Here is a 13,760-nt window from a genome sequence, read left to right as displayed (position 1 = left end):
CACTCTGCGAGCGGTCGCCCCCGGCGTCGTGGGAGAGCACCACGACGCCGGGGGCGGCGCCGTTCTCCACCCGGCGGATGATGGACCGGGTGCCGGGGGTGGTCCAGTCGAGGGTGTCGACCGTCCAGGCGAGAGGTTCCATGCCGAGTTCGGCGCCGAGCCGGAACGTGGTGCGGTTCCAGGCGCCGTAGGGGGCCCGGAACCACTCGGGGCGCTCGCCGTAGGCGTCCTCGATGACGTCGCAGGTGCGTTCCATCTCGGCGCGGATCTCCCCGTGGGTGAGGCGCGTGAGCAGCGGGTGGGACCAGGTGTGGTTCCCGACGGCATGGCCCTCTTCGGCCATCCGGGCCAGCAGTTCCCTGTTGTCGGCGGCCATCCCGCCGCACACGAAGAACATCGCGCGCACGTCGTACTTGGCGAGGGTGTCCAGGACCGCCGGGGTGTAGCGGGGGTCGGGTCCGTCGTCGAAGGTCAGCACCATGTGGCGGCCGCGTCCGGAGAAGCGCAGCAGCGGTGCGCGGCGTACCAGGGTCCGGCGGGGCGCGGCATACGGCGGGCCGTATCCGGTCAGGGGCTGGAGCCGGTACGCGGAGGAGCTGAGCGGGCGGCGGGCCTGGGGCCCGGCGGCCGGGACGGTCCCGGCGGGGTCGCCCCCGGTGATCCCCGCGAACACACCGGCAGTGGCGGCGGCGCCCGCGGCGCCGGTGCCGGCGAGCAACACCCGGCGACGGGTGAGCAACTGATCCTTCTTCATGACTCATGAGTCGCCCGGCGGGAGACCGGCGCACCTGAGCAACACCGGTGCGGCGGCGCGGTTTCACCCGGACGGCTCACGCAGACGGGTCAGCGGCGGCGCACCAGGGGGAACGGCAGGGTCTCCCGGATCGTCAGGCCGGTGAGGAACATGACCAGCCGGTCGACGCCGATACCGAGGCCGCCGGTGGGCGGCATGGCGTATTCGAGGGCGTCGAGGAAGTCCTCGTCGAGTTCCATCGCCTCGGGGTCGCCGCCGGCGGCGAGCAGGGACTGGGCGGTGAGGCGGCGGCGCTGCTCGACGGGGTCGGTCAGCTCGGAGTAGGCGGTGCCCAGTTCGGTGCCGAAGGCGACGAGGTCCCAGCGTTCGGCGAGGCGCGGGTCGGTGCGGTGCTGCCGGGTGAGCGGGGAGACGTCGGTCGGGAAGTCCTTGTAGAAGGTGGGCAGCTGGGTCTTCTCCTCGACGAGCCGCTCGTACATCTCCAGGACGACGTCGCCGGGGCCGTCGTCGGCGGTGTACGGCACGCCGACGCGGTCGCAGAGCCGGAGCAGCTCGGGCAGGTCGGTGCCGGAGTGGATCTCCTCGCCGAGGGCCTCGCTGATGGCGCCGTGGACGGTCTTGACGGGCCACTGCCCGGAGATGTCGTACTCCTTGCCGTCCTTGTGGGCCACGGGGGCGCCGAAGGCGGCGGTCGCGGCGCCCTGGACGAGTTCGCGGACGAGGTCGAGCATCACGTCGTAGTCGGCGAAGGCCTGGTAGGCCTCCAGCATCGTGAACTCGGGGTTGTGCTTGTAGGAAACGCCCTCGTTGCGGAAGGTGCGGCCCAGTTCGAAGACCCTCTCCATGCCGCCGACGCAGAGCCGCTTGAGGTACAGCTCGGGGGCGATGCGCAGATACAGGTCGAGGTCGTAGGCGTTGATGTGGGTGGTGAAGGGGCGGGCGTTGGCGCCGCCGTGGATCTGCTGGAGCATCGGCGTCTCGACCTCGAGGTAGCCGCGTTCCAGCAGGCCCTGGCGCAGGGCCTGGACGGCGGTGGAGCGGGCGCGGATCACCTCGCGGGCGTCGGGGCTCGCGACCAGGTCGAGATAGCGGCGGCGGACCTTGGCCTCGGGGTCGGCGAGACCTCGGCGTTTGTCGGGCAGGGGGCGCAGGCACTTGCCGGTGAGCTGCCACTCGGTGACGAACACGGTCGGCTCGCCCCGGTCGCTGACGCCCGCCCGGCCGGTGGCGGTGATGTGGTCGCCGATGTCGGTGTCGGCGGTGAAGCGGTCGAGGGCGTCGCCGGAGCGGTCGCGGGTGAGGGCGAGCTGATGGTCGCCCGACCAGTCGCGCAGTACGACGAAGACGATGCCGCCGAAGTCGCGGACCAGCATGATCCGGCCGGCGACGGTGACCTGATCGCCCTTCGCGACCTCGGCGAGGGTGTGGGTGCGGGCCGGGATGCCCACCGGGTAGGGGTCGGTGCCGGCGGCGCGCAGCCGGTCGAGCTTGCCGTGCCGGACCCGGACCTGGTCGGACAGGCCGGAGAGAGGGTCGGCGGGCTCGGTCCCGTCCCCTCCGGCGAGGCCGAGCGCCGCCAAAGACGGCAGCCCCTCCGTGGTGACGGGCCGCTGTCCGCCCTTCGGGTGCCCTCTTCCCCACAACTTGCGCATCGACGGTACGGAGACGAAGCCCTCGGCGATGCCGGAGGCGAGACCGACCTTGGCGAGGGAGGCGGCCTCCGCGTAGCAGAGGAAGCGGGGGTACCACTCGGGGCGGTACTTGGCGTTGGACCGGTACAGGGCCTCCAGTTGCCACCACTTGGAGAAGAACAGCAGCAGGCGGCGCCAGAGGCGGAGCACCGGTCCGGCGCCGATGCGGGCGCCCTCCTCGAACACGGAGCGGAACACGGCGAAGTTCAGCGAGACCTTGCGCACGCCGAGTTTCGGGGCGGCGTGGCACAGTTCGGCGACCATGAACTCCATGACGCCGTTGGGGGCGGTGCGGTCACGGCGCATCAGGTCCAGGGAGACGCCGTCCTTGCCCCAGGGCACGAAGGACTGGATCGCGAGGAGCCTGCCGTCCTTGTCGTGGGCCTCGACGAGGAGGCAGTCTCCGTCGGCCGGGTCGCCGAGCCGGTCCAGGGCCATGGAGAAGCCGCGTTCGGTCTCGGTGTCGCGCCAGGCGTCGGCCCGTTCGACGATCTGCCGCATCTCCTCCTCGCTCAGGGTGGAGTGGCGGCGGACACGGCAGCCGGCGCCGGAGCGGCGGACGCGGTTGACGGCCTGGCGGGTGACGCGCATGTCGCGGCCGTCGAGGTCGAAGTCGAGGACGTGCAGGATCGCCTCGTCGCCGAGCTGGAGCGCGCCGAGCCCGGCGCGCACGAAGGCCCTGGCGCCCTCTTCGGAGGCGCCCATCACGGCCGGTATCCAGGCGTAGCGGCGGGCCACGTCCTGCCAGACGGCGATCGCGTGCGGCCAGGCCTCCCGGTCGCCGACCGGGTCGCCGCTGGCCAGGCAGACCCCGGCCTCGACGCGGTAGGTGACGGCGGCCTTGCCGCTGGGTGAGAAGACCACGGCCTTGTCGCGGCGGGTGGCGAAGTAGCCGAGGGAGTCCTGGTCGCCGTAGCGGCCGAGGAGGGCGCGGATGCGGGCCTCCTCGTCGTCGTGCAGGGCGGCTTCCAGACGCTGGGAGCGGAAGAGGGTGGCGGCGGCGTTCAGCAGGGCGAGCGCGCCGAACAGGCCGAGCAGGAAGTACAGGGCGTGCGGCGGGCGGCCGTCGAAGCTGCCCGCGGGCACCAGGCCGCCCAGGACCCGGTTCGCGGCCCAGGCCAGGCGCTGGCTGCCGGGCAGGGTGCCGGGGAAGGCCGCCACCAGGGCCCAGCCGGCCAGGATCGCCACGACAAGACCGGCCACCAGGACGGCGAGGGCGCGGCGTACGGCGGCGCGGCGGGAGGCGGCGTAGAACTCCCCGCGGGCGACGATCAGCAGGGCCAGGGCGAGGCCGCACACCACGAAGGACGGGACGGACTCGGCGAACTGGCCGACGGCCATGCCGACGATGTCGGACAGGACCAGCAGGCCCAGGTAGACGACGACCAGCCACCAGGCGATCTTCTTGCGGGCGCCGGTCGCGGCGGCGAGCAGGAACAGGAAGACCGCGTAGGCGAGGTTGGCGCTGACGGGGACGAGCAGCAGGTCCAGGAAGCGGACGAGCGGGCGCAGTCCGGTGCGCAGCGGCGGGATGAGCGCCAGCAGGGCGCAGAGCAGGCCGAGGACGCCGAAGAAGACGGCGAAGCCTTCGGGTACCCGGCCCAGGAGGCCGTGGCCCCGGCCGCGGGGCCGGCGTATCGGGCCCCCGGTGTCCTTCTCGGCCGTCCCGGCGTCCGCGATGGCACTCATGCTTTCGACTCTAGGAACACCCGCCTCTTCTCGCCCGTCGAGCGCTCCCGGCCGAGGGCCGCGGTGGGGGGCTCCGATAGCCTCGCGGCGTGACGGAACAGCACGCCCATCAGTTCGAGCGGGGCACGGACGGGCCGAAGGTGATCCTCGTCGGAGTGGACGGCTCCGACTCCTCCCTGCGGGCCGCGGCCTACGCCTCCGGCCTGGCCCGGCGGCAGCACGCGCTGCTCGCCGTGGTGTACGTGCAGCCGGTGCCGGCGGCGGGGGTGGCGCTCGGGGCGCCGATGGCGGAGACGACCGACGAGATCGCCGAGGACCTGGTCGCGCAGATCCGGGACGCGGCCGAGCGGCTCAAGGGGATATTCGAGGTCCGCTGGGAGTTCCACACGTTCCCCGGCGACCCGTACAACGGCCTGGTGCAGGCGGCCGACGAACTCAAGGCGGACGCCGTGGTCGTGGGCGCGTCCGAGCAGGCGGGCCACCGGATCGTCGGGTCGGTGGCCGTGCGGCTGGTGAAGGCCGGGCGGTGGCCGGTGACGGTGGTGCCGTAGGGCCTGCCGGGAGGGCCGTGGTGCCGCAGGCGGACCGCCGGGGGGCGCCGTAATGCCGCAGCCGGACCCTCCGGGGGCGCCCTGGTGCCGTAGCTGGCCCGCCGGGGGGCGCCTTGTGCCGTAGTCGGCCGCCGGGGCGCGGTGTTCGCGGCCTACTCCCCCATCACCAGTCCGTCCTTCGCCGCGCCCCTGCCGAGGACGATGTTCCGGATGCGGTCGCGGACGGCCTGGCCGTCGGCGCCCTGGGCGATGGCGCGGTTGAGGTTCACGACCCGGCCGGCGTCGACGTCGAACAGCTGCGGGACGAACTCGGCCTTCTTCACCTCCCAGCGTCCGCCCGGCCGGGCGGGCGGGGCGAAGGTGAAGCGGCCGAGGGTGGACTGGTTGCCGCGCGGGTCCTTGGCGCCCTGGTGGTTGGTCATCTCGCCGGCGATCTGGTCGCCCATGCCGTAGATCACCCAGGTGCCGTTGACCTTCTCGTACGCCTGCGGGACATGCGCGTGGGTGCCGAGGATCAGGTCGATGTCGGGGCGTCCGCCGCTGCGCGCGGCGGTGAGGTTCCGGGACAGGGTCAGCTGCTGCTCGTCGGGCGCGTCCTGCCACTCGGTGCCCCAGTGCAGGGAGACGACGACCACGTCGGCGCCCGCCCGGCGCGCGGCCCGGGCGTCCGCGAGGACGGTGCCCTCGTCGATGAGGTTCACGGCCCAGGGCTGTCCGGCCGGCAGCGGGATGCCGTTGGTGTCGTAGGTGTAGGCGAGGTGGGCGATCTTCGCCGAGCCCGCCTGGAGCACGGTCACCGTGCGCGCCTCCGCCTCGGCGCGTGCCGAGCCGGCGTGCCGTACGCCCGCGCGGTCGAGGGCGTCGAGGGTGCGCCGGATGCCGTCGGCGCCGTCGTCCAGGGTGTGGTTGGAGGCGGTGGAGCAGCCGTCGTAGCCGGTGGCGGCGAGGGCCTGGGCCACCTCGGGCGGGGACTTGAAGGCGGGGTAGCCGGTGTAGGCGCCGTTCTCGCCGTAGACGGTCTCCATGTGGCACAGGGCCACATCCGCGCGGGAGACGACGGAGCGGATCCCCGCGAGCATCGGCCGGAAGTCGTAGCCGGTGCCGCCGGCGTCGAAGCGGGCCCGGTCGATGATCGAGCTGTGCGGGAGGACGTCGCCGGAGGCGACCAGCGTGAAGCCGCGGGGCGCGGCGGCGGAGGGTACCGGACGTCCGGGCCCGCGCGACTCGTGGCTGCCGTGCGCCTGGCAGGCCGCTCCCGCGGCGAGGACGACGGTCAGGGCCAGGGCCATCTGCCGACTGCGTGCGATCATGCCATTCACCCCACTGTGGGCGTTGTAGTCGTATTTACGCACCATCAGGAAAGAAGGCTCATACCGCCCCACGCGGCTCCGACACGCTCATTAGCCCGTCCGGAACACACCGGTCCGGGCGCGGTGACCGTTCGTCGAACCGTTCGTCGACGCGATCGACCGTCCGCCGCACGGGCGGGTACGTGCCCTGTCCCCCGGCCGCCCCCTGCTGTGGCATACGGCCATGACGGCCGGATCCACTCTCACGAACGGAACGACCGCCGAGCACGAGCTCGCCGCACTGCAGCGGGAGCACGGCCGGCCCCTCTTCGCGCTCCTGCTCCGGCTCTGCGACGGCGACCGACAGCGCGCGGAGGACCTGGTGCAGGAGACGCTCGTACGCGCCTGGCAGCACCCCGAGGCCCTGCGCGCCGACGACTTCGAGTCCGTACGGCCCTGGCTGATGACCGTCGGGCGGCGGCTCGCGATCGACGCCCGGCGGGCCCGGCAGGCCCGTCCGGCCGAGGTCGGCGACGCGGTGCTGGAGAACGCGCGGGTCATCTCCGACCACGCCGAGCGGGCCGCGGCGATGCTCGACGTCCGCCAGGCTGTGAAGACACTCACTCCGGAGCACCGTGAAGTCCTGGTGCTCGTGTACTTCCAGGGGGCGAGTGTGGCGGAAGCCGCGGCGACCCTCGGGATCCCGCCCGGTACCGTGAAGTCCCGCGCGTACTACGCGCTGCGCGCCCTGCGACGGGTGCTTCCCGGATACGCCGCCGACCTGCGCTGAAACCAATGGCCGGGTCAAGCCTCCGTAAAGCGCCTTGCTGAACACCCCGGTTGAGTAATCGGCTGTTCTCATCCGTGTTCCGGAGAGGGCCGACAGCGCCCCCGGGGCCCGGTGTCGGGCTACGCGCACGTACCGGAGGAGGCAGGAAGGGATGCTGCACAGAGGTGAAGAGAGCACGGACGGTGCCGACGGTGAACTGACCGTCCCCATGGCGTGGTTGTACGCCGAGTACATCGCCGACGAGCTGCTGCGGACCGGCGATCTGATGCCGCCGACGTCCTTCGAGTTCCGGGCGGGGCGGGACGCCCTGGCGCTGACCATCTTCCTCTCGGACACCGACGGGGAGCTGTCCGGCATCCGGGTCGTCACCCAGCTGGAGACATGGCTGTCACTGACCGCGTACGACCAGCCGTGGCAGGAGTGGGTGCGTGAGCGGCTGGCCGAGCTGGCCGTCGTGGCGGCGGAGTCGGAGCGGCCCGCGCCGGACCTGGACCTGGCGGACGAGGCCTGGCGCTGGCTGCAGGAGACGGAGCTGCTGGCGCCCGATCTGAACGCGGTGCCGGGCGGTGCTCCGGTGGTCGGGGAGGACGAGGGGCCGAAGGTCTGGACGCCCGCGTGGCAGCTCGGACTGCCGTTGGGACACCTCGCGATCCATCTTTTTTAGATTTCTGCGTCCTCGGACCAATCCGCCGGGCGGAGGGCTCCGAATCCATAGGTTGCGATTGTGTCACCGGCTTGAGTGATTCCGGCGCCTGGTCCGTACCGGTGGGAGCAAGGAGTAACCCCACCCGCACCCAACGGCACGAGGATTCGGCATGAGGTCCCTGGAAAGGCATCGCGACGTCGGCGCCTACGCGCTCGGCGTGCTGGACGAGGCGGAAGCATTCCGCTTCGAGGACCACCTCATGGAGTGCCCTCGGTGCGCTGCAGAGGTGACGGAATTCGGCGTGACGACACGGCAGTTGATGCTGTACCGGCGGGCGACACCGCGGTTCGTGCATCCGATGGCGCAGCCCGGGCCGCGCATGCTGGACCGGCTGCTGGCCGAGGTGGCGACGAAGCGCCGGGCCGGACGCAGACGCCTGCTGTTCGCCCTGGCCGCCTCGGTGGTGTTCGCGGTGTCCGTACCCGCCGTCGCGATGATGGCCGAGAGCGGCGGCGAGGAGGCGGGGCCCGTGACGGTCGCGGCGACCGACGCGCGCTCGGGCGTCTGGGCGCAGGTCACGGTCGAGGACAAGGCCTCGGGCAGCCAGGTCGAGCTGAAGGTCAAGGACGCGGCCGGTCCCCGCCCCTGCCACCTGGTCATCGTCGGCCGCGACGGCACCGAGGAGACCGCGACCAGCTGGCACGGCCCCGGGCACGACACCCAGCCCAACACGATGATGGCCAGCTCGTCCAAGCACCCGGAAGAGACCGCCCGCTACGAGGTCCGCTCGGCGTCCGGGGAGGTCCTCGTGAAGCTTCAGCCGAGCTAGCGGCTGTCGTCCGTCCGCCCCTGTCGCCGGGCATCCCGCGTGGCCCGGTGTGAGACTGCTGGTTGGCGCACCCGGGAGGCAGCCGGGTGTCCGCGGTCCCGACGAGGGGAGACGAGGTGGCGGCGTCAGAGGTCGGCGACGGCCGCCTGGAGGAGTATCTCGCCGATCCGGGGAACAGGGCGCTGGACCTGACCACCGCGGTGACCCGCTGCACCGAGGCCCTGGGGCTCCAGCACTCCGCGGTGTACCTCGCCGACATCCAGCAGCGCCGGCTCGTTCCGCTCACCGACGTGGCCTCGCCCCTGCCCGTCGACGACTCGCTCGCCGGCTGGACCTACCGCACCCAGTCCCTGCGCGTGGAGGAGTCCGACTCGGGCGGCATGACGGCCTGGATCCCCCTCGTGGACGGCGCGGAACGCCTCGGCGTCCTCGCCGTGCACTCCGCCTCGCTGACCCCGGCCGTGCTGCGCCGCGGCAAGGCCCTCGCCACGCTCCTCGCCATGATGATCACCTCCGCCCGGGCGTACCAGGACTCCTTCGTCCGGCGTACGCGCACCAGACCGATGCTTCTGCCCGCCGAGATGCTGCGGGCCTTCCTGCCGCCGCGCACGATCGGCACCGCGCACGTCGTGTCCACGGCCGTGCTGGAGCCGGCCTACGAGCTCGGCGGCGACGCCTTCGACCACTCCCTCACCGAGACGGCCCTGCACGCCACGGTCCTCGACGCCATGGGACACAATCTGGCCTCCGGGCTCACCACGGCCGTGTCCCTGGCCGCGAGCCGCAATGCCCGGCGGGCCGGGGCGGACCTGCCCGATCTGGTACAGAGCGTGGACGACGCGCTGGCGCAGTGGCTCCCCGACCAGTTCTGCACGGGGGTCCTGGCCCAGCTGGACCTGGCCTCCGGGGTGCTGCGGTGGTGCAACTGCGGGCATCCCACCCCGCTGCTCATCCGGGACAGACGGCCGGACGTCGACGCCATGCGGCGCGAGCCGGAACCGCCGATGGGGCTGCCGTCCCGGCTGGCCGGGCTGAAGCGGCGGACGCACGAGATCGCTCTGAAGCCCGGCGACCGGGTCCTGATGTACAGCGACGGGGTCACCGAGGCCCGGGCCGTCGACGGCGCGGAGTTCGGTCTCGAGCAGTTCGCCGACTACATCATCCGGGCGACGGCCGCGGGCGAGCTGGCGTCCGAGACGCTGCGGCGGCTCATCCACTCCATCCTCGACTCGTCCGGCAGCCGGCTGCGGGACGACGCGACCATCCTCATGTTCGAGTGGTCGCCCCCGTCCCGGTGACGGTGCCTCACTTCAGCAGCCGGGACATCCTGCGGTCGGCCAGCGGTTTGCCGCCCGTCTGGCAGGTCGGGCAGTACTGGAGCGAGGAGTCGCTGAAGGACACCTCCCGCACGGTGTCGCCGCACACCGGGCAGGCCTCGCCGGTGCGGCCGTGGACGCGCAGGCCGCTCTTCTTCTCGGCCTTCAGCCGCCCGGCCGCCACGCCCCGGGAGCGTTCGACCGCCCCGGTGAGCGTGTCGCGCAGGGCCTCGTACAGCCGACGGGTCTCCTCCGCGCTCAGGGACGCGGCCAGTTTGAAGGGCGACATCCTCGCCGCGTGCAGGATCTCGTCGCTGTAGGCGTTGCCCACGCCCGCGAGCAGGCTCTGGTCGCGCAACGCGCCCTTGAGCTGCCGCCGTTCACCGGCCAGGAGTTCCGCGAAGCGCCGCTCGTCGAAGTCGTCGGCGAGGGGGTCCGGGCCGAGCCGGGCGACGCCCGGGACCTCCTGCGGGTCCCCCACGACGTACACGGCGAGCCGCTTCTGGGTGCCGGCCTCGGTCAGGTCGAAGCCGGAGCCGGTCTCCAGGGCCACGCGCAGCGCGAGGGGTCCCTTGCCGGGGCGGGGCGGGCCGTCGGGCAGGCGGTCCTTCCAGTGCAGCCAGCCCGCGCGGGCCAGGTGCGTCACGAAGTGCGGGCCGTCCGCGGTCGCGACGTCGAGGAACTTGCCGTACCGGCGTACGGCGGCGACCTCGTGCCCCTCCAGCGCGGACAGGGGCGGGTCGTACGTCTTCAGGACGCTGATCGCGACGGGCAGCACCCGGACGATCTCGTGGCCGACGAGGTGCTCGGCCAGGAAGTCCTTGAGCGCCTCGACCTCGGGGAGTTCCGGCATGAGTCCAGAGTGCCACGCGGGGTCAGTCCCGGTCGGGCACCTGGAACTCGCACCACACGGCCTTGCCGCCGCCGCGTGCCTCCACGCCCCACGCGTCGGTGAGCAGGTCCACCAGCAGCAGGCCCCGTCCGGAGACGCCCGACTCGCCCGCCTCGCGGCGGCGCGGCAGGGCGCTGGAGGAGTCCTCGACCTCGACGCGCAGCCGGGGTCCGGAGCCGGTGAGGGCCCGCAGGGTGACGATCGCGGAGCCCTCGGTGTGCATCAGGGCGTTGGTGATCAGCTCGTCGGCGACCAGTTCGATCTCGTCGGCGCGGTCCCGGGCGCCCCAGACGCCGACCGCGGTGCGGATCATGTGCCGGGCCTCGGCCAGGGCCGCCGGGTCGCCGGGGGCCACGTGCCGCTGGAGCCGGCGGCCGGCCTGCGGGCCGTCGGGGCCGCGCCGGCGCAGCAGGAGCAGCGCCACGTCGTCGTCGCCGCAGCGCTCGGCGGCCACGTCGATGAGCCGGTCGGCGAGGTCGCGGACGTCGTCGGGGCCGGTGGCGACGAGCGCGGTGAGGGTGCGCATGCCGTCGTCGAGGTCGGCGCCGGGCTGCTCCACCAGGCCGTCGGTGCACAGCAGCAGGGTGTCGCCGGGGTCGAGCTCCACGGTGCCCACCGGGTAGTCGAGGCGGCCGAACTCGGCGGACAGGCCGAGCGGCAGACCACCCGGGACGGTGACACGGCGGCAGGAGCCGTCGGCCTGGCGTACGAGCGGGTCGAGGTGGCCGGCCCGGACCACCTGGACCACGCCCGTGGACAGGTCGGCCTCGGCGTAGAGGCAGGTCGCGGAGCGGTCGGTGTCGAGTTCGTGCAGGAAGACGGAGGCGCGGGCCATGACGGTGGCCGGGGTGTGCCCCTCGGCGGCGTAGGCGCGCAGCACGATGCGCAGCTGGCCCATGACGGCGGCCGCGTGCGTGTCGTGGCCCTGGACGTCGCCGATGACGGCGCCGACCCGGCCGCCGGGCAGCGGGATGAGGTCGTACCAGTCGCCGCCGATGTCCCGGCCGACGGAGCCGCCGGAGCTGGCGGCGCGGTAGCGGACGGCGACGTCGGCCCCGGGCACGCTCGGGATGGTCCGGGGCAGCATGGCCTGCTGGAGGCCCTGTGCGAGGTCCATCTCCTGCTCGTAGAACATGGCCCGCTGCAGGCTCTGCGCGATGCTGCTGCCGAGGGCGACGAGGATGTTGCGCTCCTCGGGTGTGAAGCCGTGCCGGTCGCTGTAGAGCAGGCCCATCGCGCCGATGGGCTGGGCCTGGACGATGAGCGGCAGATAGGCGGCCGAGGTGATGTTCAGGTCGGTGATGTGCGGCCACAGGATCGGGTAGCGCTCGGCGAACTCCTCCGGCGATTCGATGAAGCAGGGGCCGAGGGTCCGCACGGCTTCGCTCATCGGGTAGGGCTCGTCGATCCGGGTGACGCGGGTGCCGGGCACGAAGCTGTCCGAGGGCCCCTCGGCGACCAGGCGGATGCGCCCGGCCTCGACCAGGCCCATGACCAGGCTGGTGGCGCCCAGGTGGATGAGGCCGTGGGTGTCCTTCAGGACGTCGATGACGTCCTGGACGGTGCGGGCGTGGGCGAGGGCGGCCGTGGTGAGGGCGACGACGCTGGTCTGCTCCCGGCGGGCCTCGTCCCGGGCGGCCTGGTCGAGGCGGGCCTCGCTCTCGCCGAGTTCCTGGGTGGCGTCCCGGACGATGCCGATGATGCGGCGGGGCCGTCCGGTGTCGTCGCGCCGGATGTAGCCCTGGGTGTGGGTCCAGCGCAGGGTGCCGTCGCGGCGGCGCATGCGGAAGTAGGCGCCGTAGTTCTCGCTGCCGTCCTTCAGGGCCCGGGAGACCACGGTGTCCAGGCGCCGGGCCTCGCCGGGCGGGACCCGCTTGGCGAGCGTCTGGGGGTGGTCGTCGTACTCGTCGGGACGCACGTCGAAGACGTCGTGGGCCTGGGCGTCCATCTGCATCAGGCCGGTGTCCAGATCCCAGTCGAAACTGCCCATCCGGTTGAGCGCGAGGATCGGATCCGGGTGGGCGGGCCAGTCGTCCGGGAGTGACAGGGAGCTCCCTCCCCGGTCAGCCATGCGCCTACCTTGCCAGGAATCATCCGATTCTTCGACCGATGTGCCGGGCGTACGGGCCACCGGACCGGACCGCTCGTCAGTCGCCATCGGGGATCAGACCGGCTCCGTCGGGCACGTCGGGGCTGTCCGGCACGGTGTCGGGGCCGACCTCGTCGGAGGCGCCGGGGTCTGCCGGAGCCGGTTCGCCGGGAGCCGGGCCGGCCTCTTCCGGGAGTGGGTCGGCCGTGTCGGGAAGCGGCTCGGTCGCGTCGGGCGGTGGTACGGACGCGTCGCCCGGCGGTGAAGCCACGACTGCCGGGCTGCCTTCGTCCCGGGGAGCCGCACTGCCCACACCCGGGGAGAGGGGCGAAGGCGTGGGGGACGTCGCGGACCGCCGCGCCCAGAGCGGTGGCGGCAGGGTCCGGTCGTGGCGTACGTCGTGGCCGGTCGGCCGTACGATCCAGGTGCGGGAGGCGACGTCGATGATCGTGAAGTCGGTGATCACCTGCGGGGACGGGGTCACGACGATCACCCGGCCGGGCCGGTAGCCGGGCCAGGGGGTGCCCCGGCCGCGTGGCGTGCCCGGCGTCGCCACCGGCGGACGCAGCGGGTTGCCGCAGGCGCAGCGGACGCGCGGCACGCCCCGGTCGTCGACCAGGACGGCGGTGCCCGCCTGAAGGACGGACTGGTAGCCGCCCGCCCGTCCGGCCCGGAAGCCGTGGTTGGTGACGCGGGTGTCGGCGCGCAGCACCACCGGGGTCAGCCGGCGCACGTGGTCGGGGACGGAGGCCGGGGAGACGCCCGCGACCCGGGCGAAGGCGCGGATCCTGGCCCGGTCGCGGGTGAGATGGCCGATCTGCCGCGCGATGTCGCAGCTGCCGGTCCGCTCGATGCCGCCGTACAGGCCGGGGGTCCCGCCGGAGAGCGAGCGCGGGCCGACCGAGACCTGGGCCGCGCCGGCCGGGCCGGACGCCCCCGGCGTTCGCGGGGCGGGGGACGGGGTAGCCGTCGTGAGGGCGGTGGAGTCCGTGAAGGGGTCGGGCCCCCGGGCCGCGGCCGGCTGGAGGAAGAGCTCAGCGCCGGCGTCCGCGCCGTCACCGTCGCCGTCGCCCTCGCTGTCGGTGCCGCAGCCCGAGAGGAGGAGCACCGTCGAGAGCACACAGACCATGACGAAGGTCCCGGTGTGTGTCCGCACCCAGTCCTCCTGCCTCGTTTCCGGCCATTCGTCACTATTGTTTGCTTCACTCACTTGGGTTACGCAAC

At 73.1% G+C, this 13,760-nt stretch carries 11 protein-coding genes; 5 read left to right on the top strand and 6 right to left on the bottom strand.

Annotated elements, in window-relative coordinates; all coding sequences use genetic code 11:
• Positions 1-754, bottom strand: a 754-nt coding sequence (locus ACFT4A_RS36550) for a polysaccharide deacetylase family protein (RefSeq protein ID WP_382839319.1), incomplete at its 3' end; no start/stop codon positions are given.
• Between the two features lie 89 nt (positions 755-843).
• Complete coding sequence (gene lysX, locus ACFT4A_RS36545) at positions 844-4,134, bottom strand: bifunctional lysylphosphatidylglycerol synthetase/lysine--tRNA ligase LysX (protein WP_382839316.1); 3,291 nt, start codon at positions 4,132-4,134, stop codon at positions 844-846.
• A gap of 89 nt (positions 4,135-4,223) precedes the next feature.
• Here lysX and ACFT4A_RS36540 point away from each other — a divergent pair, with 89 nt between their 5' ends.
• On the top strand, positions 4,224-4,685 hold the full coding sequence (locus tag ACFT4A_RS36540) for a universal stress protein (RefSeq protein ID WP_382839313.1): 462 nt from the start codon (positions 4,224-4,226) through the stop codon (positions 4,683-4,685).
• Positions 4,686-4,837: 152 nt separating this feature from the next.
• On the opposite strand, the gene ACFT4A_RS36535 is transcribed toward ACFT4A_RS36540, so the two are convergent.
• A complete protein-coding gene (locus ACFT4A_RS36535) occupies positions 4,838-5,995 on the bottom strand; it encodes a CapA family protein (RefSeq protein WP_382839310.1) in 1,158 nt (385 codons plus the stop codon).
• 223 nt (positions 5,996-6,218) lie between these two features.
• Here ACFT4A_RS36535 and ACFT4A_RS36530 point away from each other — a divergent pair, with 223 nt between their 5' ends.
• The 4 genes from ACFT4A_RS36530 (at position 6,219) to ACFT4A_RS36515 (ending at position 9,537) form a co-directional block, all read left to right on the top strand.
• Positions 6,219-6,764, top strand: a complete 546-nt coding sequence (locus ACFT4A_RS36530; RefSeq protein ID WP_193477437.1) for a sigma-70 family RNA polymerase sigma factor — start codon at positions 6,219-6,221, stop codon at positions 6,762-6,764.
• 151 nt (positions 6,765-6,915) lie between these two features.
• Complete coding sequence (locus tag ACFT4A_RS36525; protein WP_382839307.1) at positions 6,916-7,428, top strand: hypothetical protein; 513 nt, start codon at positions 6,916-6,918, stop codon at positions 7,426-7,428.
• 151 nt (positions 7,429-7,579) lie between these two features.
• Positions 7,580-8,239 carry a zf-HC2 domain-containing protein gene (locus tag ACFT4A_RS36520; RefSeq protein WP_382839304.1) on the top strand — a complete coding sequence of 220 codons (660 nt, stop codon included), beginning with the start codon at positions 7,580-7,582 and terminating at the stop codon, positions 8,237-8,239.
• 116 nt (positions 8,240-8,355) lie between these two features.
• Positions 8,356-9,537 carry a PP2C family protein-serine/threonine phosphatase gene (locus ACFT4A_RS36515; RefSeq protein ID WP_382839301.1) on the top strand — a complete coding sequence of 394 codons (1,182 nt, stop codon included), beginning with the start codon at positions 8,356-8,358 and terminating at the stop codon, positions 9,535-9,537.
• 7 nt (positions 9,538-9,544) lie between these two features.
• Here the strand turns inward: ACFT4A_RS36515 and ACFT4A_RS36510 are convergent, their stop codons facing one another.
• The 3 genes from ACFT4A_RS36510 to ACFT4A_RS36500 all read right to left on the bottom strand — a co-directional run bounded on the left by ACFT4A_RS36510 (position 9,545) and on the right by ACFT4A_RS36500 (position 13,692).
• Positions 9,545-10,408: an Fpg/Nei family DNA glycosylase gene (locus ACFT4A_RS36510; protein ID WP_382839299.1), complete on the bottom strand. Its 864-nt coding sequence runs from the start codon at positions 10,406-10,408 to the stop codon at positions 9,545-9,547.
• A 22-nt stretch (positions 10,409-10,430) separates the two neighbouring features.
• Positions 10,431-12,518, bottom strand: coding sequence for a SpoIIE family protein phosphatase (locus tag ACFT4A_RS36505; protein ID WP_382839296.1), 2,088 nt, complete (start codon positions 12,516-12,518; stop codon positions 10,431-10,433).
• 76 nt (positions 12,519-12,594) lie between these two features.
• On the bottom strand, positions 12,595-13,692 hold the full coding sequence (locus tag ACFT4A_RS36500; RefSeq protein ID WP_382839293.1) for a DUF6777 domain-containing protein: 1,098 nt from the start codon (positions 13,690-13,692) through the stop codon (positions 12,595-12,597).
• Between the last annotated feature and the right edge of the window lie 68 nt (positions 13,693-13,760).

It is taken from the genome of Streptomyces sp. NPDC057099, assembly GCF_042671245.1.
Lineage (GTDB): Bacteria > Actinomycetota > Actinomycetes > Streptomycetales > Streptomycetaceae > Streptomyces > Streptomyces purpurascens.
The sequence above is the reverse complement of the archived record's forward strand: the minus strand, read 5'-3'. Positions and strand labels throughout refer to the sequence as shown.